This is a genomic window from Lysinibacillus sp. FW12 (genome assembly GCF_050817245.1).
In the GTDB taxonomy this organism is placed as follows: Bacteria; Bacillota; Bacilli; order Bacillales_A; family Planococcaceae; genus Lysinibacillus; species Lysinibacillus irui.
Map to the genome: position 1 here is coordinate 2,480,708 of NZ_CP139094.1, position 17,422 is coordinate 2,498,129.

Here is a 17,422-nt window from a genome sequence, read left to right on the forward strand (position 1 = left end):
CTTAGTATACATATTATTGAAAGGAGTGTTACATGCCTTGATTAAGTTTTATATGGGCTTAATGCTCATCACGAGTCTACTTTGGGGAGGAAATTTTGTCGTGGCTAAAACGCTTGTCGCACACGCTTCTCCTATGACATTAACCACAGCAAGATGGTTAATAGCAGTCGTCGTCCTTGTACCATTCGTCTGGTGGAAAGAAAAGAAATTAGTGCCTGCAAAACAAGCTCTTGTGCCCTTATTCTTAATGGGCATAACAGGTGTGGCCTTATTTAATATTTTTCAATTTTTAGCGTTAGAACGGACAACATCCACTAATGCAGGTCTAATTTCAACGATGAATACAATTTCAATTGCCCTCTTTTCGTTTGTTTTGCTAAAAGAAAAAATAAATAGCATGCAGCTTGTGGCAATGACAATCTCTTTATTCGGTGTGGTTCTTGTTCTTTCGAAAGGAGAATGGCAGCTATTACTGGATTTCCAATTGAATACTGGGGACTTATGGATGGTTGCAGCCGTCTGTGTATGGGGACTTTATTCGGTTTGTAGTAAATGGGCTATGAAAACTACTTCTCCGTTAATGGCGACATTATACGCAGGTATATTCGGTGTGCTCATGCTTGTACCGTTTACAAGGATGGATTTTACCATCTCTAATATGGATTCGGCTTTCATTCTTTCACTCCTCTATACAGGCATTATCTCTACTGTTTTGTGTATGGTATTTTGGAATATTGGGGTACAGAATTTAGGGGCAACAGCCTCTGGTATTTTTTTAAACTTTAATCCTATTTTCACGGCCCTGCTTGCCTTTTTGTTTATCGGAGAAAAGCTGTCTTGGTTGCAAGGGGCTGGAGGACTGATCGTTATTATCGGCTGCTATTTATTCACTCATTTTAAAACAAAAATACCACAGGCTTCTCCGGTATAACATAAAGAACTCTTATTCAACTAACTGGTGTTAGTTGAATAAGATATCATCATTATATATCCAACCAACTTTCAAATTCAGTCGCATCTTCTAGGTTAAAATAATACTTTGCATATTCTAACAAATTCTTCCGTGTCAATCTTGAAAGAGATAGAAATCAACTACGTTCACCAAAACGTTCCTGCTGAATAAAGGTAAGCTTCTATCAATTAAAAATTAGTCATTTTTAACATAAAAAACCAGCTATTCCTTCTTGAGAATAGCTGATTCTTTATGGTTGAATGACTTTAACAAGCACTCCACCGTAACCTATGTAGTTTTTACATATTTTGTGGTGGAATGATACCCATTACAAGTAAGATAAAGAAAACCAATCCAATAAGGAAAAATAGCAGAGACGCCAAAAAGGTCGGACCAAGTCGAACCTGGAACCGTTCTCGCTCATGAATGATACCTGTTTGTGCACTCACTTGGGATGCAAAAAGTCTAGACATAGCTCCACCACTGCTAGAAAAGTAGAATATCCCTAGAGTAAAGGCAACACCAGTGAAAAACATCACTTCAATAAATCGTACCGAGAACATAGTGGCAATCCAATACGTCAACACTATTTCTACAATCCATGCAATGACCATAATAATGACGTGTTTCCTACGCATTCTAATGGCTCCCTTCCCCTTTAATTACTACATCTACGTCGTATATATGGGGGAAGTTTCGTTTTTTCTGAATTTATTGTCATTTCTATCGGTCTTTTTCGATATTTAAATGCCATCCTCTAATTGTATTCGTTTCTGTTGAATGATTTCACCTTCTTGCTGAATTGTAGTTTTCCTTCTTCATCAAAAATAAAAGTACTTGGATAATTCATCACTACAGAGCTTTTTTTGTAGTATCCCCTCTTTGTCTATAAAAATCGGATACTACGGCCTTCGCAAGACTATCATAGGCTGTGGCATTAATTGCGTTGATAGAATACCTCTAAATTAGGTACTCTCCTGTTGACATGGGCCACACCGCAATACCCAAGAATTAACATTTTCCCCATTTTCGATGATTGGTCCAATTGTGTTAAAGCTGTCTCATAATTAATTTATTTCGTACCATCCTCTAGTGATTCATAACCATAATAAAAATTATAAAAATAGCCCCAACCGTGAAAGGAGGGGCCACTAATTTACGTGAACAACTTTTTATTTTTATAAGCTATGAGGCTAACGACAAGTAGCATCATGGAAGACACGACAAAAACCATTCTTACTCCATACCATTCCGATAAGATGCCCAAAATGAACGAAGAAATGCCAAATACCCCAGTAACAATGACATTTAAAGAGGTATAAACGGTTGGTAATTTTTCCTTGGTGACACTTATTTGAACGATGGTCTGTTGTGGGATGTTTTTTAATTGTCCACAAATGCCAATCATAAACGAGCAAAGTAACGCCAAAAGTGCTGTCGGACTAAAGGCAAAGAACAATGTGAAAATAGCTGATAACAAAGCACCTCCACAAATGAACACTGCTTTTTTACGATCGACAACTGAAGTCCATTTTAGACATATCATACTCCCTATAATCATCCCAATGAAAAAAATGCCATTGAGATAACCCCACCATTGAGAGGAAACCTGCAAAGCCTCCTCAACAAAGACAAGCAAAATAGCTGCGACCCACGCTGCACCTGCAATAGATTCTAGTAAATCCATACGTGCCGCTATTTTTAGCACAGGGCTTTGCAGAATGGTTTGCCAGCCTTCGACTAGTAATTGCCGCTTTTTTGTCTGCTGACTTTGTTTCCAAGGGACATCTGGTAAACGATTTAAAAGAACTGTTGCCAAGAAAAAAAGAATGACAACAACCCATAAAAGTTGAGATGGAGTAAAAAGAATAAGCAAGGAACTTCCAACGAACCAAGAACCCACTTGAATGGATTGAATAACCGATTCAGCTATACTATTTGCTCGCAACAAATCCTTTTCCTCCACATAATGAGGTAACAAGGATTGACGAATGGGATTGGCACACCCATCCAGTAAGGCAATTATCGCAATCATGACATAAATATAGACAACGATTGGCTTAGCACCTACCCATTCTACATAGGATGCAAGACCAACGAGGACAGCTGTTTTACAGCCTTGAGAAATAGTTAGCAAACGATTCAAAGGACACTTCGTAGTAAAGATTGGTGTCAGTAGGCTTGAAATCAACATACTGGAAGTAATAATAAATGGCACCAATGCCGTTGAAATAGCGGAATTGGTTAGACGATAAATGATACTAATAACACTTACGATATAGAGGATATCTCCTATATCCGCAAGAGATTGACCTGTCAGTAAAATTGAAAAAGAACGGTTTTTTTTATTCACTTTTTATCCCCCATAAAAAAATTTTAGCTTTATATGGGGATGTTTAAATTGGACCGTTTTGCATTGGCTAACTCCTTTATATGCCTATTTGAAAAAATAATGGGGGACGTTATTTTTTCATTTATAGGTGACTTGATATCATTTCAAGAAAATTCGAAAGTATTGATCTTATTTTAACATCACTTCCCATTTGATTCCAGAACACAAAAAGACCAGGAGCTCTTCAAATATTTAGAGTCCTGGTCTTTTTGTGAAAAGTGAAACTTACTAGGTTGCTTTAGTTTTTTGTATTCTACTATTACATTAGTCGTACCAGCTTTGCAAAGGTTACAGGTTTCTCGAAAGAATTTAAAAAAATGTTAATCATCCTGTTTACCATTTTCCTGTTAGACGTTGTACCGTTTTAAGTTTAGCCCGTTCAAACACTAATTGATCAATACAAATACAGCAGAGCGGGAGGTATAACTAGACTCCTTACCTCTTACGCAAAGCATTGAACAATAGGAAAAGAATAAGAAAAAGGCCGATTACTACTAAAGCTTTAAATAAATTGTGGGCAATGTTGAATTGATGATACGTATACTCTCCGTCTCTAATGGCTTTCAGGTAGGTCCCTTTGTCAACCTGTACCGCAATGGCAATCTCCTTATCTATCCCCTTTATAGAAAAATATTTTGTTCCTTTTGGATAAGCATTTGAAAAATTCCCTCCATATTCCTTCATATCTGAATACTTCGTGACCGTTCCAATTTTATTTTCAATCGTTGTTACTTTTTCATCAGTCACTTCATACATATAACCATCCCAAACAACAAAGGGATAAACCCAGCTTGTTGCAACAGCGTTGGCAGGTATTATTATCATTATTAATAAGCAGAAGGAAACCATACGTAAATAAGGCTTCATGCATATCCCCCTTTCCATCATTTTACTTATTAGACTGACAATTGAAGAAAACGTTACATTTTTTTGATTTGACTTCTTTTTCATTGGATGCTAAATTTACTAAAGCAGTAATTTACTAAATTACTAAATCTTCATGACGAGGAGTTCGGAAAATGAAAATCCCAACACATTTAAAACATAAACCTGTTATCGTTGCTGAAAACTACGCTAATATTGACGGGCGTACGGCTTATCAAACAGATGCTCAAGGGCTTTCTCTTGGCTTGGCGCAATGGAATGATCGAGGAAAGGTTGATATTTCTGCGAAGGTTTGGCGACATACTGGTGGCAAATGGTCGCGTCAATCAGAGGAGCTTCCATTGCATCGTGTTCTTGACCTGGCTATTTTAGTATGTGAAACACAACTTTATTTTAAGGAGGCGTATCGTCACGAGCATCTATATGATGAAGAAAACCCTATTATTAATCGTGTAGGCTTACAAGGAGACGCTATGACTGTAGAGGTTTGTACAGAAAATGAACAAATTAAAGAGGATATACAGCTTTTTCAACAGGCATTAAATAATGATGGTGAGCTGATTGGTGAGCGCCTTCGCACACTATCCCGAATCTTAAAAGAAATGGGTTATTAAAACTCAAGAGGAACTTTAAAATGAATGAACAAATGTTACAGGATGATACAAAACTGAGAAAAGCTTTTTTTAATTTTTTAATTCCCGTTATGTTAGCGAATGTGCTACAGTCGGTTGGTCAAGTTTTTGCCATGTTTTTAGTTGGTCGCAATTTAGGAGTCGATGCGCTCGCTGCCATTTCTGCATTTTTCCCATTCTTCTTCTTTTTAATGGCTTTTGCGATAGGTATTGGGTCAGGTAGCTCGATTTTAGTTGGGCAAACATTTGGCGCTGGCCAACAAGAGAAAATGAAGGAAGTCGTTGGGGTAACCTTAGCCTTTACAACCATTTTATCCATTGTCGTGGCAATCTTTGGTGGCTTCTTTATTGAATGGATATTACGCTTTATGCAAACACCAGCTAATATTTTAGACATGAGTATAAGCTATGCACAAATTTTATTCTTCACTTTACCAATTATGTTTTGGTATATGGTGTATACAACCTTTATGCGTGGCGTCGGTGATTCGAAAACACCATTTTTATTTTTAGTCATCAGTGTCGTGTTAAATATCGCCTTCCTTCCACCGCTACTTTTCGGATGGTTTGGCTTGCCAGCATTCGGCTTAAATGGCGCTGCCTATGCTTCTGTGTTATCCAACCTTGTAACGATGATCTTGTTACTGGCTTATTTGCATAAGACAAAGCATTTACTGCGTTTAGACAAATCGATCTTACAGCATTTTAAATTAAAGAAAGATATTTTAGCTTCCCTCTTAAAGCTCGCGATTCCATCAAGCATTAGTATGGTTGCCATCTCTGTTGCGGAAATTGCTGTTATTGGGTTTGTCAACGTCTATGGTTCTGATGCCACTGCCGCTTATGGCGTGGTCAATCAGGTAGCTAGCTATGCACAAGTACCTGCAATGAGTATTGCCATTGCTACTTCTGTCTTCGTGGCACAGGCATTAGGTGCGAATTCTACCGAAATGATCAAAAAAATTCGTCAAATGGGTGTGCGTATTAATTATCTTCTAGGTGGCGCCATCATTATTTTGATGTATCTCTTTGCAGAGCCGATTTTGGCTTTCTTTATTGATTCACATGATACGGTGCTCATCGCCAAGGATTATTTATATATCGCCTTTTGGAGCTACTTAATTTTCGGACATACACAAACTGTTTCTGCTACGATGCGTGCTACTGGTGTGGTGTTATGGCCAACTATCTTTTTAGTTATTACGATTTGGGTAGTTCAAGTGCCTTTAGCATTCCTACTATCCCACCATACGTCACTGGCATTAAATGGTGTTTGGTTAGCCTATCCAATTACCTTCTGCGTACATTTCATCATGCAATATGCGTACTTCAAGTTAGGCTGGCAAAAACGAACATTAAAAGCTATGCTAAGCGAATAACATCTTTTTAAACCAACAAAATGACCAGGTACTCAACAATTGAGCCCTGGTCATTTTGTGAAAAGTGAATGTTACTATATTGCTTTAGTTTTTTGTATTCTACTAATAGAGTAGTCGCTTGATGTTTCAAAAGGTTACAAAAAACTAAAAAAATTTTTCTAGTTTTTTTCTTCTAGTACTACTAACCACAATAAGGCGATAAAAACAGAAAAACTGACTAGCATGAAGAAGGTGTTAAGATTAAAATATTGATTGTTAACATGAATCGTTAGCCCCGACGTGATATCCAATAAATATTGTTGATCTGCATACCCGTATTGCTTTATCAACGCCTTCTCTATTACCCCTCGATAATTAGCAAGCTCCATTCTTTGATACATAATGCCAGCAATAATATGAAGAGATGTGAAAAGGAGCCCAATGATAACCACCTGTTTTGTTAGCTTATAATAGCGAAAAATCCTTTGCCATAACAAAACCATAATGATAAATAATGGAACGACGATCATAAGGAGCAGCAAGGCAGGATTCCCATTGCCAGAGGAACTGCCTGGTGTTGCCGTCATTAAATGAATGCCCATGAATAGTACCAATACTATTAACTGAACAGCGAGTAAAACTAGTTTTGTAGCCTTCAATACATCTCCCCCTGTACCAAACATACCGAAATGAATTTTGAAGAAAAAGTTATCCAGTGACCCCCTTCATTTTTTTGCCATCTTCTACAAACCTAATACTATAAAAAAGCCGTCTTTTGTCTAAGCTAACAATATCAATATAAAATACAATGTCAAAGCTATTCGAGTGGAGAAACGATGAAAATATATATCAAATTGTTAACGATTATTGGATTGACGACCTTACTCGCTGGGTGCTTGGATATGACCGAACCACAAAGAATGTACTATATCAATGCAGTAGGCGTAGATTTTGAAGATAATGAGTACGTAGTGTATTTACAAATCATTAATTTTGCTGACGTTGCAAAATCTATTCAAACCAGTACAGATGTAGCGCCTGCTGAAGTGGGGCGTGCCACAGGAAAAACAATAGAAGAAGCTATTTATAAATTGTATCGTTCGTTGGATCAGGAGGTTTTTTGGGGTCATATGCGCTATTTAGTTTTTTCAGAGCGGGTTATGGAAAATGAACATATTATTCCTGTTATTGATACATTTATCCGTTTTCGGGATACAAGATACCAAATTTGGGTGTACTGTACAAAAAATCCTGTTAATGAAGTGCTGCTTGTCACACCCATCCTAAGAAATTCGCTATCCTCATCTAAATTAAGTAACCCCATCAATCCAACTGAACAGGAAACCTTTATTGAGCCGAAAGATTTAAGAGATATTATCATCGGGTTAAATGAACCAAGTCATGAAGTAACCATCCCCTATGTGTCCATTAAAGAAGATTGGCAAACAGCTGAAGAACAGTTAGAGGAAACTTATTTTTCAGGGGTCGGAATTCTCTCGAAAGACGGCTTTAAAGGCTTTTTGCAGGACAATGCGGCAAGAGGCAATCAATGGATGCATAATAGAACAAAAAGAGGTGAAATCACTGTTCAAATAAACGCAAATAGTGACGAAGCATTAACAGCTAGTATAGAAAAGATTCATATCGATGTGAAACCACTTGTCAAAAAAGAGATTGTGACATTTGAGGTTGAACTAAAAATCAATGCAACAATCAATGGATTTAGAGGAAAAATATCCGAACAAGAACTGAAACATCAAATTTCGACAGAGATCAAAAAAGAAATCCAACAAACTTTTCATGAGGGCTTAACATTGGATGTTGATATCTTTCGTTTGTCTGAGTTTCTGTATCGAGACAATGTAAAGACATGGAAAAGGCTTGAGAAGGATGGGAAAATTCCATTAGATGAGCATTCTATTAGTAAAATTAATGTGGAAGTAGCAAAAATCAATCCGGGTCGAAAAACATTTAGTGAGACTATACAAGAATAAAGGACAAGGCCATGCGACCCTGTCCTTTTTGTGTGTGAGTTTATATGTGCATGCAGACAGGATCTAGTTCTAAATTTGCACCTTTTCCCACATAACCATATACTAAATACGAATATTTTTAGTATAAAATATGCCTTTTTTGTAGGAAATTCACTATTATTCCTATGCAGTAATCACTTTTAAAATCGGAGGTAACTGTCATGTATAAAACAATTACTTTTGCAGTTGATACGAAATATAACGATCCAATACAAGAAACTTTTACGTTTGAGCAATTAGGGATTGATGAACAATTATCGGACATTGAAATGAAAAAACAAATTGATTATATATTTAAGAATTGGGTCAGTGATCGACTCAATATTTCCCATAGTATTGTGATAGAAACCGAGACTGAATGACTATCCTCTAACTAGGCGTCTTCCAAATTCATAACTTCTGCATGCAAGCTATTGGCAAACTCATGGATTTGTTCCATTGTGACGATAAGGAGAAATTAAGGAAGAGCTTGTGTATAACATTGTGTACTCACAAGCTCTCTTTCCTTTACAAGATTTTGCTCGCAAACAATTCCGCTTCTATTCCTTTCATGATGTCAAAAGCCCCATTTGATTGATTTGAGCAAATAACCACCTTGACTGAGCTGTCTGGATAAAATGCTGAGTGAAAGCAAACTCCCGGATCGTACCCCATAACATGATATTTTATAATAGCACGTTCACTATTACGCTTAATCCATACACCATACCCATAACAATCGCTTTCATTAATTTCAATATGAGGCGAAAGTAAAAGCTTTGTTAAATCTTCACTTAAAAGTTCAAAGTTCATGAGCGCATGCCAAAATGTCGCCATGTCTGTTGCTGTTACAAATGCTCCCCCATCAGAACCTCCCTTTACCGGTAATGAGTAAATATTTGTTTTCCACGAACCGTCTGGATTGTCTAAGTATCCTAATGCCGTATTAGCTGGAAGAGAATCTAATGAGAAATAGCCAGATTCCGTCATATTTAATTGATTAAATATATTTTGTTGAATGTAATCAGAGAAAACCATTCCTGATCTACGCTCAACAATTAATCCTAATAAAATATATCCAGCATTGTTGTAATGAAATCTTTCACCTACTTCATTTTTCATAGGCTTATTCTGAAATAAAGGTAGGAAATCACTCAATTCTCGAAGTTGATACATTGGATTTTCAACCCATAATGCTTCAAAATCCTCCATTTCTTCCTCATCAAAATAATCCGGTATCCCCGAAGTATGGGTTAGTAGATGATGAATGGTAACTTTTGCATCAAAATTTTTAACATCATGATGTAGACATTCACTTAATCTCGTGTCAAAAGAAAGCATTCCTTTTTCAATAAGCTGACAAATAGCGATTGCCGTAAAAATTTTACAACCAGAGGCAATCCCAAAACGAGTGTTTGCGTGATTTTTGATTTGTTCTGAGCGATTAGCATAGCCAAAACTTTGATTGAGCAAAGCAACCTTCTCTTGATTTTCCACCAGTACCGTACCCGAGAATTCATTCTTCTGGTGAATTTCCATAACGATGTTTTGTAATTTTGTCTGCATAAATTTCCTCCTTATTCCTTAAATTTCAAAAAGCAACCCCTATTAAAACAATAGCCATTTACTTGCATTTTCACAAGTCTATTTAGTTTCCTACAGCTTAATTTATCGTGCAGATTCGCATAATCATGTAAGGTAAGGGAACAATAAGAAAAAAGAGGATGTGTCATCGTGGATTTCCTACATAGTCAAGAATCACTTACTGCCATTCAATGGATACTTCGTGCCATTGTCGCCTTTTTCTTCTTACTCTTTGCTACAAAAGTTATGGGGCAGCGTTCTATTTCCCAGCTAAGATTATTGGACTTTGCTATGGCCATTACGCTTGGGAATATTATTGCCCATCCCTTATCTGATGAAGGATTAGGAATGAAGGGTTCCATGATCACCATGGCAGTTTTAGTTTTTTTATACCTCATAGGTGTTTATTTGAGCCTAAAATGGATATCGTTTCGACATTTTATTGACTCTCCTCCCATTGCACTAATTAAAAATGGAGAAATTATTAATAACAACTTACGGAAGGCTAGGATTTCTGTTGATTTTCTTTTATCTGAATTAAGAAAGGAAAAAATCGAAGAGATTCAAAATGTAGCGCTGGCATTATGGGAACCAGATGGATCGATTTCTTGCTTTTTAAACACACAATATCAAGCACCCACGCGAGCTGATTTGAAATTACAACCTGAACCCTTTTTTCTACCAAAAATCCTTATTAAAGAAGGAAAGATTGATTACCATGAATTAGATCAAACAACAATTACTGAAGATTGGTTAACAGATCAATTAACGTCAACTTATCAAGTTGATTTAAAGGATGTCCTATTAGCTACAATTGATCAACATAATAAATTACATGTATTTCTTTATTAATATACGTTGTGTAAAGCTTTACACCTTCTATTCCGCTGGATGAACCATTCTATTACGACTAAATTAGGCACCCAACATAGCCAGGCAATGATAGCATAGCTAGTTTCAAAATGATCAAAGCCAAATACTACCGTGAATAAAGGGAGCCATATTCGTAATGTCACCGCTGCAAAAGTTAAGGCATAATTTCTTAGCATCCATTTTTGATGTTCCTGAATGTTTCTTTGTTTAATTTTTGTCAGTGCAAGACATACCGTGATTAACCAAGATATTGATAATATAGCAAAGCCTAGCTGCGCTAACCATCCCCCTGTGGCGTAATAGGCTAGATAAAGGCCAGCAACCCCACCAAATAAAATACTGACGATATAAATCGTCCCCCATCTTCTATGACGCTGCACATTTTTCTCTCTTATCTTTGAAGATAGTGTAATTGGGCCGATTACTAAGGCGAATACACTAAAAAGAATATGTATATATAGCATGATATACCACATTGAATTCAGAGAAGCATTGAACATACGCTTTAATTGAACAAAGCCTGCTTGTTGTGCATCGAATAGAAAATATTGAATGATTGAATAGCCCGCTATAAAAAATGCCAGAATGCTGATCATCCACATGTTCTTTTTCATATTTGTAGCTCCTTTCATTCCTAGCGTACCATTGAAATGAATGACTTTTTTACATAAACAAACAAGTGGTTGTACAAAGTAAACAAGTGGGCAATTTTCACATGTGAGCTATTCACAACAATTCATTAGACAGGTAAAACGTTCGACACCTGGATATTTTTCTCCTAAGCTGGTAATTTGAAAGCCTATATTTTTATAAAAATTCACAGCATCTTGATCTGTTTCAGCACAAATTGAAGAAAATGAATAGCGATCTCTAATATACTGGACCATTTCACGGCCAATTCCTTTGTCACGATAAGCTGGGGATACGGCAATATGTTTCAGTTCACATTGTTTTTGGTCTATTTTTGCTATTCCTATACATCCAACAATATTTTCTTCAATGAAATAGCCATATAGCACTCTTTCGGGACATTCGATATAAAGACGATATTCGCTATCCACTTTTTTTGTGGCATAGAATAATAATGTTTTTACTTCTGGTTGAATGGTCTTTGATTGAATAACTTTCATAGAATTTCTCCTTTCTTGTGATTGTCAAATACTTGACCTATACTATAGATGTTAAAGGAAAATTTAGGAGGAAGTAGTATGCTCGTAAAAGGATATCAATTTAAGCTACCGCTATTTTACTGGTTACTTTTAATACCAACCTTTTTACTGATAAGTTACAAAGCATTATTTTTTGATTGGCATATACAAAATTTTTCATTTAATGAATTAGAGGATTTCGGTCGATATGTACTGGTACTAGTAACAAGCTTAATTGAGGCATTTATTTACGTACTTATTATCCGACTGATTGTGTATTTGCTTCAAAAAGTATTTAACAAGACATAAAAGCCTATACGACTCTCCTAGTTTATCATCTGATTCCATGTTATGATTTCCACATCATCCACGCGCACTTTGCCTAAGCTTAAAATATGTGGAATATATGCAAACAGCCCAAAGTTCTTGCCTTTTTCTTTCTCCGTTATAAAATAGTCAATGGTTGCAGTTGGCAGTTGTGTCAGCTCTCTATAATCATCCGTCATCAATATTTTTATATCCTCTGCCGCTATTTCTCCCGCTGGCCCTTGATAGTTGTCTTTTGAATATAGGTATATGACATTTTGAATAGGCGCTAGTTTTTGTATTGGAATTCGATAAAACGTTAAGTTTTCTTTGATGTCAATTTCTAGCTTAGTTAACAAGCTATAGACGTGAAAAGGGTGGATTGGTAAGAAATGTACAACATCGTTCCACAAGCAGTTTAAGTGAGGGATTTTCCTCGTTAACAGTTTCATTCGCTCGGGATGATCAGAATACTCTCTTGTGTATCGTTCATATAAATGCGGGGATATTTCTCTAAGCTGATGTAATGGTATCAGCTCTTGACCGACCATTTCTCGCGGAACCATATGATATAAATATCTCTTCATAAAAAACACCTCCGACCTTATAATTCTTCATACATTTGGAAAATCCTCTATATGATACAATAAAATGTAAAAAAGAAAGGAGTGTCATCATGGGTTTATTATTTGTCATTCTTATCATTGCTGGAATTATTGCGATCTATGATTCCATTAGACAAGTTAATAAAAATATTTTGGCGCAAACTGAAGAAATAAAACGGTTACGGGAGGAGATACAGGAAAGCAAAAAAATTAAGACCACTTCTGCAAAGTGATCTTGCGTACTAATTACTTTTTGGATCATTAATTGAATTAGCTAGATCAAGAAGCACATCTACTGATACCTGATCTGCGACATCACTGTCAATACTGAAGACATACTGCCAATGATCTCTTTCAAACACCAACAAATGAAAACCAATTCGCGGATTTTCAATATAGGCTGCCTCCCTGCCATTCTTTAAAAGAAAGACATCGGTCACATACTTTTCAAAAGGCATTTTATCCTGAACAGGTCGAATATCAATTTTAAAATGATTTTGTGGCAATTGATCATTCATCATTACTATTTCCAGATTAGTATGGCCATTCATTTGATTAAATCGTCCAATGCGGTGTATAAAACTAATTGGTGGAACCTTTAAAGGTAGCTTCAGCTCTGTTTTATTATACTGTTCGAACTCTTTTAAAGCAGCCTCTACCGTTTTATAGCCGATTGTAGGCAGAAACTCTTCAAGAGGTTGTGGAGAATCACTTTCATTGGCATAAACGTAGTCCGCTGTGGCAATATACAGACATCCAACAAATAGCAGTAGTCCTATAAGCATACGCCTGTTTCTTGACACCTCATACGCTATTGTTTTATTCGTGCAGGAACTTGAATAAGCACATATTGCTTCGTCCACATTTCTGTCGTGATAATCGTCCGTTCTTCATTTTTTTCGAAAAATAACCCGCTCCCTTCCTTCTCAAGAAATACCCAACCCTCATTCTCCATCAGTTGTTGAATATCCGCATCAACCTTTTGTATGCCCATAGTGGAAATCGCTGTGATGTACCAAGTAGCATTATGATCTTTAGAAAGTTCTACTAAATCATTCGATGACGTATTTATTTTTCGAATAGCTTCCTTCTGTGTAATAGAGTCTATGGGCAGTGACGGATAATAGATCTTATTACTAAAGATAATGATTGCACCAACTGAAAGTAGCGCAACCAGTATACCCAACTTTTTCATCTTGTCACCTTCCCAAAAAGTTATTCTAAACTAATTAAAATTCCATATTATATGATATAATTGTAATTAATGTAAATTCTAGCGAAAGAAGCTGATTCAATTGAAGATGAAAATATGGTGGTTACTAAATATCGTTTGGCTCATTATTTTTGCTGCTGGCGCAGTTTTTATTGGCGTGAGGAAAGTCGATGGAGCAGGAGCCGTTCAAACGCCTGAAATCAAAATGCTGTCATTCGGTATTTTAGCCGTAGTATTCCTGTTTGTTATACTTTTCCAACTCATGCAACTGGCCATTATTCATTTTATGGATAAAAAAAGAATCCAATAAGCTCTTATCTACATAAGCCCTTTGTGAGACCTATCGTTCAAACGGGGCTTTTTTCTTTTCTTCCATAAAACAAAACCAACGACCATAGTAAAGAATAAAAGGAATCCTAAAAGTATGACTGTCAATGGATCGATAATAAAAAAATAGCTATCTGTTAGTTGATAGTTTGCACTGCCTAATTGCATTTAGAACCCTCCTCCAGTATCATCCTACATCAATCTCAACAATCGTAGTCATTTTTCATATTTTACCCTATTAAGTAAATAAACTGTATACTATGTTATAATCTGGTTTAATAAGATTTACTATGGGGTGATAAAATGATCATTCGAAAGGCTACCTTGAAGGATGCAACGGGCATTGGGAAAGTCCATGTGGATAGTTGGCGGACTACCTATAAACATATCGTGCCAGATGACTATTTAAATAATTTATCCTATGAACAAAGAACAGAATTATGGGCACAACAGCTTGCAGATAGTAATAAGTATATAGTTGTCGCAGAAAATGACTTGGGTGACATCATTGGCTTTGCATCTGCGAGTAAAAGAGACACCAATCCCCTTCCAAATTCAAATTATGTAGAAACGCTCTATCTATTAGAAGAGTACCAAGGAAAAGGAATTGGAAAGCAATTATTGAAAGATTTATTCGTCTATTTCCGTCTGAAAAATGATCAAACTATATTTGTAGAAGTACTCGCTGAAAATAATACTAAATATTTCTACGAACATTTTGGTGCAACGCTCAATACATCCCTGCAGGTTACTATTGGTGGGAAAGTTTTAGAAGAATTAGTTTATGAGTGGAATGATATAAATAAGGTTGTCGCATTACTTTCTGATTAATTAGATGAAGACTACCCTTATGGAGTAGTCTTTTTCTCAACTATTTAGATACTGATTCAGACCACTTTTTAGTTAAAATTTGTTTGTTGGTTGTTGTTGAGGATTATAAACAACAATAGAAAATAATACCACAATAACCATTGTCCCTTTTTACATCGTTATGTTTACATGGGAATATGTTACACTGAAAACACGACTATCTTTTATTTTTAAAGAATAGGAGGGTTTAAGTTGGCAATTGGAATGGTTATTGTGACTTTATTGTTGGTAATGTCTATTGTATTTATGATTGGGCTTGGTAAATCTAAAAAAACGAAATGTATCATTTGGGGAATAACAATTATGATTGTCATAGCTCCTTTACTGTCATGGCTTATTGCTATACCCTATGGATATCGGAAGGAGATGGGTTTGCGGCAGTAGGACTACTGATAATTTTGTTTCCCATACTATTTTTAAGCGGACTGGTTACACTTCTAATAGGAATATTCAAAAAAAATCTATAATCTTGCGTGTTTGACAAAACACGCTTCTTCTTTAATGAATCGGTAAATAAATTTGCACCTCCTCTTCCCCATCCTCCATTGGGTGATACGTCTCCACAATATATGAATCTAGATTTCTTGTATAATTTTTTTCATTAGCCCACTGTAATAAATCTAAATGGAGCGTACCGATTTTCGATACTTTCCCTCTTGTTGTAACATATTGATGAGTTGTTTCCATAAACGCCATCCCTTGGGGCACATCACTAGATGCCTGATCCACCATTAATCCTACATAATACTCCCCTACGCGATGGTTCTTATCTCTTTTAGGCTCAAACAAAGCCATTTCAATTCCTGTATGATTTTTTATTTCTTGAGATCGCTTTAATAATTGTTTTGCAAGAGCAGGAACTTCCTTATCAAAATTTTCAAATGCTCCTTTCCCAGTTAACCCAACTACTTTAAACGTTCTAGAAAGAATTTGGTATGCCACTTGTATACACCCCTAACGATTTTTATAATTACCTATTCTCTTGGAATTATGAAAAGTCCTTTTAATTTCTCCAGAAAAAAAAGCAACCGACCTAGCCTTTCCATAAAAATGGTCGGCTGTTGGTCGGTTGCTTTGATGAATTATTAGATTAGTCTTGAATTGCTGCGTCTAACGCTACAACAATCATGTCATTGAATGTTGTTTGACGTTCTTCTGCTGTTGTTACTTCGCCAGTTAAAATGTGGTCACTTACTGTTAGTACAGAAAGTGCTTTACGGCCGAATTTTGCAGCTAATGTGTAAAGAGCTGCTGATTCCATTTCTACAGCAAGTACACCGTATTGTGCTAATTTTTCATTTTGATGCTCGTCTGAGTAGAACATATCAGCTGTGAAGATATTCCCTACTTGTAAGTTAAGACCAGCATCTTTTCCTGCATTGTATGCTTTTAATAATAAATCAAAGTCTGCGATTGGTGCGAAATCAATAGCGCCGCCCCAAATGATTTGGTTCATACGTGTATCCGATGTTGCTGCTTGCGCTAAAATAACGTCACGTACTTTTACATCTTTTTGAATTGCACCACAAGTACCTACACGGATTAATTTTTGAACATCATATTCTTGCATTAATTCTGTTACATAGATGGAAATAGATGGCACACCCATACCTGTCCCTTGTACAGAAATACGTTTACCTTTATACGTACCTGTATAACCAAACATATTTCGTACTTCATTGTAGCAAGTTACATCTTCTAAAAATGTTTCCGCGATGTATTTTGCACGTAATGGATCTCCTGGAAGTAAAATTGTGTCAGCAATTTCACCTTTTTTTGCATTAATATGAACACTCATACTGCAATCCCTCTTTTCTGTCAGTTATCACTATAAATAATACTGTGTTTCTGTCATTTACGCAATGCTAGACGTCTAGCAACTGAAAAATTATTTATAGTATTCATCCAATTAGGCATGCTCTTCATAGAGTGCCCATAAAGTATCAAATGTTTCAATTGTTAAGTTTTCCGTAGCATAGGACTCAATATAGTCGGACAGCTCATGAAAGTCTGTGCTTTGTTTTGGAAAATTATGCTCATGGAACATTTCCTCTGCAAAGCGTACTTTAGGGTCAGTCCAATCACCACCACGATATGTGAGGACATACAAATAGAAACTTTTTTTCATCAAACATTTCCCCTTTTATACATTAGCTTTTGCTAGTGTATCAAAAAAATAAGGATTCGTCATAACTTCTACTACTAAGATATTTTACCTATCCAGCATTTTAGCACTATATTCTTGGACTATCCTGACTTTTGTCA

At 36.1% G+C, this 17,422-nt stretch carries 25 protein-coding genes; 11 read left to right on the forward strand and 14 right to left on the reverse strand.

The genetic code is table 11. The annotated features are described in order from the left end of the window. Positions 1 to 52 precede the first annotated feature (52 nt). Positions 53 to 931 carry a DMT family transporter gene (locus SJW71_RS12730; protein ID WP_274797319.1) on the forward strand — a complete coding sequence of 293 codons (879 nt, stop codon included), beginning with the start codon at positions 53 to 55 and terminating at the stop codon, positions 929 to 931. A 320-nt stretch (positions 932 to 1,251) separates the two neighbouring features. On the opposite strand, the gene SJW71_RS12735 is transcribed toward SJW71_RS12730, so the two are convergent. From SJW71_RS12735 to SJW71_RS12745, 3 genes are all read right to left on the reverse strand, one after another. Continuing rightward, positions 1,252 to 1,590, reverse strand: coding sequence for a hypothetical protein (locus SJW71_RS12735; protein WP_431810951.1), 339 nt, complete (start codon positions 1,588 to 1,590; stop codon positions 1,252 to 1,254). A 518-nt stretch (positions 1,591 to 2,108) separates the two neighbouring features. Beyond that, a complete protein-coding gene (locus SJW71_RS12740) occupies positions 2,109 to 3,305 on the reverse strand; it encodes an MFS transporter (protein WP_431810952.1) in 1,197 nt (398 codons plus the stop codon). Positions 3,306 to 3,779: 474 nt separating this feature from the next. After that, the gene (locus SJW71_RS12745; protein ID WP_431810953.1) at positions 3,780 to 4,211 is read right to left on the reverse strand and encodes a hypothetical protein; all 432 of its coding nucleotides are present in this window, start codon (positions 4,209 to 4,211) and stop codon (positions 3,780 to 3,782) included. Between the two features lie 152 nt (positions 4,212 to 4,363). Between SJW71_RS12745 and SJW71_RS12750 the strand changes: the two genes are divergently transcribed. Then, a complete protein-coding gene (locus tag SJW71_RS12750; protein WP_274797107.1) occupies positions 4,364 to 4,843 on the forward strand; it encodes a DUF6530 family protein in 480 nt (159 codons plus the stop codon). Positions 4,844 to 4,863: 20 nt separating this feature from the next. Beyond that, positions 4,864 to 6,240 (forward strand): MATE family efflux transporter, encoded by a 1,377-nt coding sequence (locus SJW71_RS12755; protein ID WP_312506868.1) that lies wholly within the window; start codon positions 4,864 to 4,866, stop codon positions 6,238 to 6,240. A 158-nt stretch (positions 6,241 to 6,398) separates the two neighbouring features. Here SJW71_RS12755 and SJW71_RS12760 read toward each other — a convergent pair whose 3' ends face one another. Further along, complete coding sequence (locus SJW71_RS12760) at positions 6,399 to 6,878, reverse strand: hypothetical protein (RefSeq protein ID WP_274797105.1); 480 nt, start codon at positions 6,876 to 6,878, stop codon at positions 6,399 to 6,401. 177 nt (positions 6,879 to 7,055) lie between these two features. Here SJW71_RS12760 and SJW71_RS12765 point away from each other — a divergent pair, with 177 nt between their 5' ends. Then, positions 7,056 to 8,213 carry a Ger(x)C family spore germination protein gene (locus SJW71_RS12765; protein WP_322610877.1) on the forward strand — a complete coding sequence of 386 codons (1,158 nt, stop codon included), beginning with the start codon at positions 7,056 to 7,058 and terminating at the stop codon, positions 8,211 to 8,213. 200 nt (positions 8,214 to 8,413) lie between these two features. Then, on the forward strand, positions 8,414 to 8,614 hold the full coding sequence (locus tag SJW71_RS12770; protein ID WP_322610878.1) for a hypothetical protein: 201 nt from the start codon (positions 8,414 to 8,416) through the stop codon (positions 8,612 to 8,614). Between the two features lie 145 nt (positions 8,615 to 8,759). Here SJW71_RS12770 and SJW71_RS12775 read toward each other — a convergent pair whose 3' ends face one another. Then, positions 8,760 to 9,797, reverse strand: a complete 1,038-nt coding sequence (locus SJW71_RS12775) for a serine hydrolase domain-containing protein (protein WP_431810954.1) — start codon at positions 9,795 to 9,797, stop codon at positions 8,760 to 8,762. Between the two features lie 168 nt (positions 9,798 to 9,965). Here SJW71_RS12775 and SJW71_RS12780 point away from each other — a divergent pair, with 168 nt between their 5' ends. Then, the gene (locus tag SJW71_RS12780) at positions 9,966 to 10,667 is read left to right on the forward strand and encodes a DUF421 domain-containing protein (protein WP_341386177.1); all 702 of its coding nucleotides are present in this window, start codon (positions 9,966 to 9,968) and stop codon (positions 10,665 to 10,667) included. Here the strand turns inward: SJW71_RS12780 and SJW71_RS12785 are convergent. Together SJW71_RS12785 and SJW71_RS12790 are read right to left on the reverse strand one after the other, a co-directional pair. After that, the gene (locus SJW71_RS12785) at positions 10,664 to 11,302 is read right to left on the reverse strand and encodes a DUF2306 domain-containing protein (protein WP_431810955.1); all 639 of its coding nucleotides are present in this window, start codon (positions 11,300 to 11,302) and stop codon (positions 10,664 to 10,666) included. The two genes, SJW71_RS12780 and SJW71_RS12785, sit on opposite strands and share 4 nt — an antisense overlap. 108 nt (positions 11,303 to 11,410) lie before the next feature. Beyond that, entirely contained in the window at positions 11,411 to 11,818 is a 408-nt protein-coding gene (locus SJW71_RS12790; RefSeq protein WP_312506862.1) for a GNAT family N-acetyltransferase, read from the reverse strand. A gap of 78 nt (positions 11,819 to 11,896) precedes the next feature. Between SJW71_RS12790 and SJW71_RS12795 the strand changes: the two genes are divergently transcribed. Beyond that, entirely contained in the window at positions 11,897 to 12,145 is a 249-nt protein-coding gene (locus SJW71_RS12795; protein ID WP_341386174.1) for a hypothetical protein, read from the forward strand. A gap of 17 nt (positions 12,146 to 12,162) precedes the next feature. Here SJW71_RS12795 and SJW71_RS12800 read toward each other — a convergent pair whose 3' ends face one another. Next, positions 12,163 to 12,729, reverse strand: coding sequence for a group-specific protein (locus SJW71_RS12800; protein ID WP_431810956.1), 567 nt, complete (start codon positions 12,727 to 12,729; stop codon positions 12,163 to 12,165). An 89-nt stretch (positions 12,730 to 12,818) separates the two neighbouring features. Here SJW71_RS12800 and SJW71_RS12805 point away from each other — a divergent pair, with 89 nt between their 5' ends. Continuing rightward, positions 12,819 to 12,980: a hypothetical protein gene (locus SJW71_RS12805; RefSeq protein ID WP_274797095.1), complete on the forward strand. Its 162-nt coding sequence runs from the start codon at positions 12,819 to 12,821 to the stop codon at positions 12,978 to 12,980. Between the two features lie 9 nt (positions 12,981 to 12,989). On the opposite strand, the gene SJW71_RS12810 is transcribed toward SJW71_RS12805, so the two are convergent. Both SJW71_RS12810 and SJW71_RS12815 read right to left on the reverse strand, forming a co-directional pair. Then, entirely contained in the window at positions 12,990 to 13,532 is a 543-nt protein-coding gene (locus SJW71_RS12810; protein ID WP_431810957.1) for a hypothetical protein, read from the reverse strand. A gap of 26 nt (positions 13,533 to 13,558) precedes the next feature. Continuing rightward, positions 13,559 to 13,942 carry a hypothetical protein gene (locus tag SJW71_RS12815; protein WP_274797093.1) on the reverse strand — a complete coding sequence of 128 codons (384 nt, stop codon included), beginning with the start codon at positions 13,940 to 13,942 and terminating at the stop codon, positions 13,559 to 13,561. Between the two features lie 106 nt (positions 13,943 to 14,048). Between SJW71_RS12815 and SJW71_RS12820 the strand changes: the two genes are divergently transcribed. Further along, positions 14,049 to 14,270, forward strand: coding sequence for a DUF3923 family protein (locus SJW71_RS12820; protein WP_274797318.1), 222 nt, complete (start codon positions 14,049 to 14,051; stop codon positions 14,268 to 14,270). Between the two features lie 8 nt (positions 14,271 to 14,278). Here SJW71_RS12820 and SJW71_RS12825 read toward each other — a convergent pair whose 3' ends face one another. Next, positions 14,279 to 14,455: a hypothetical protein gene (locus SJW71_RS12825; protein WP_274797091.1), complete on the reverse strand. Its 177-nt coding sequence runs from the start codon at positions 14,453 to 14,455 to the stop codon at positions 14,279 to 14,281. Between the two features lie 135 nt (positions 14,456 to 14,590). Between SJW71_RS12825 and SJW71_RS12830 the strand changes: the two genes are divergently transcribed. After that, positions 14,591 to 15,118 (forward strand): GNAT family N-acetyltransferase, encoded by a 528-nt coding sequence (locus SJW71_RS12830; protein ID WP_274797089.1) that lies wholly within the window; start codon positions 14,591 to 14,593, stop codon positions 15,116 to 15,118. Between the two features lie 231 nt (positions 15,119 to 15,349). Continuing rightward, positions 15,350 to 15,541 carry a hypothetical protein gene (locus SJW71_RS12835; RefSeq protein ID WP_431810958.1) on the forward strand — a complete coding sequence of 64 codons (192 nt, stop codon included), beginning with the start codon at positions 15,350 to 15,352 and terminating at the stop codon, positions 15,539 to 15,541. 114 nt (positions 15,542 to 15,655) lie between these two features. Here the strand turns inward: SJW71_RS12835 and SJW71_RS12840 are convergent, their stop codons facing one another. From SJW71_RS12840 to SJW71_RS12850, 3 genes are all read right to left on the reverse strand, one after another. Beyond that, entirely contained in the window at positions 15,656 to 16,099 is a 444-nt protein-coding gene (locus tag SJW71_RS12840; RefSeq protein ID WP_312506858.1) for a GyrI-like domain-containing protein, read from the reverse strand. Positions 16,100 to 16,247: 148 nt separating this feature from the next. After that, on the reverse strand, positions 16,248 to 16,955 hold the full coding sequence (gene deoD / locus SJW71_RS12845) for a purine-nucleoside phosphorylase (protein ID WP_274797086.1): 708 nt from the start codon (positions 16,953 to 16,955) through the stop codon (positions 16,248 to 16,250). Positions 16,956 to 17,066: 111 nt separating this feature from the next. Continuing rightward, positions 17,067 to 17,285 (reverse strand): YozE family protein, encoded by a 219-nt coding sequence (locus SJW71_RS12850; protein ID WP_274797084.1) that lies wholly within the window; start codon positions 17,283 to 17,285, stop codon positions 17,067 to 17,069. Positions 17,286 to 17,422 lie beyond the last annotated feature (137 nt).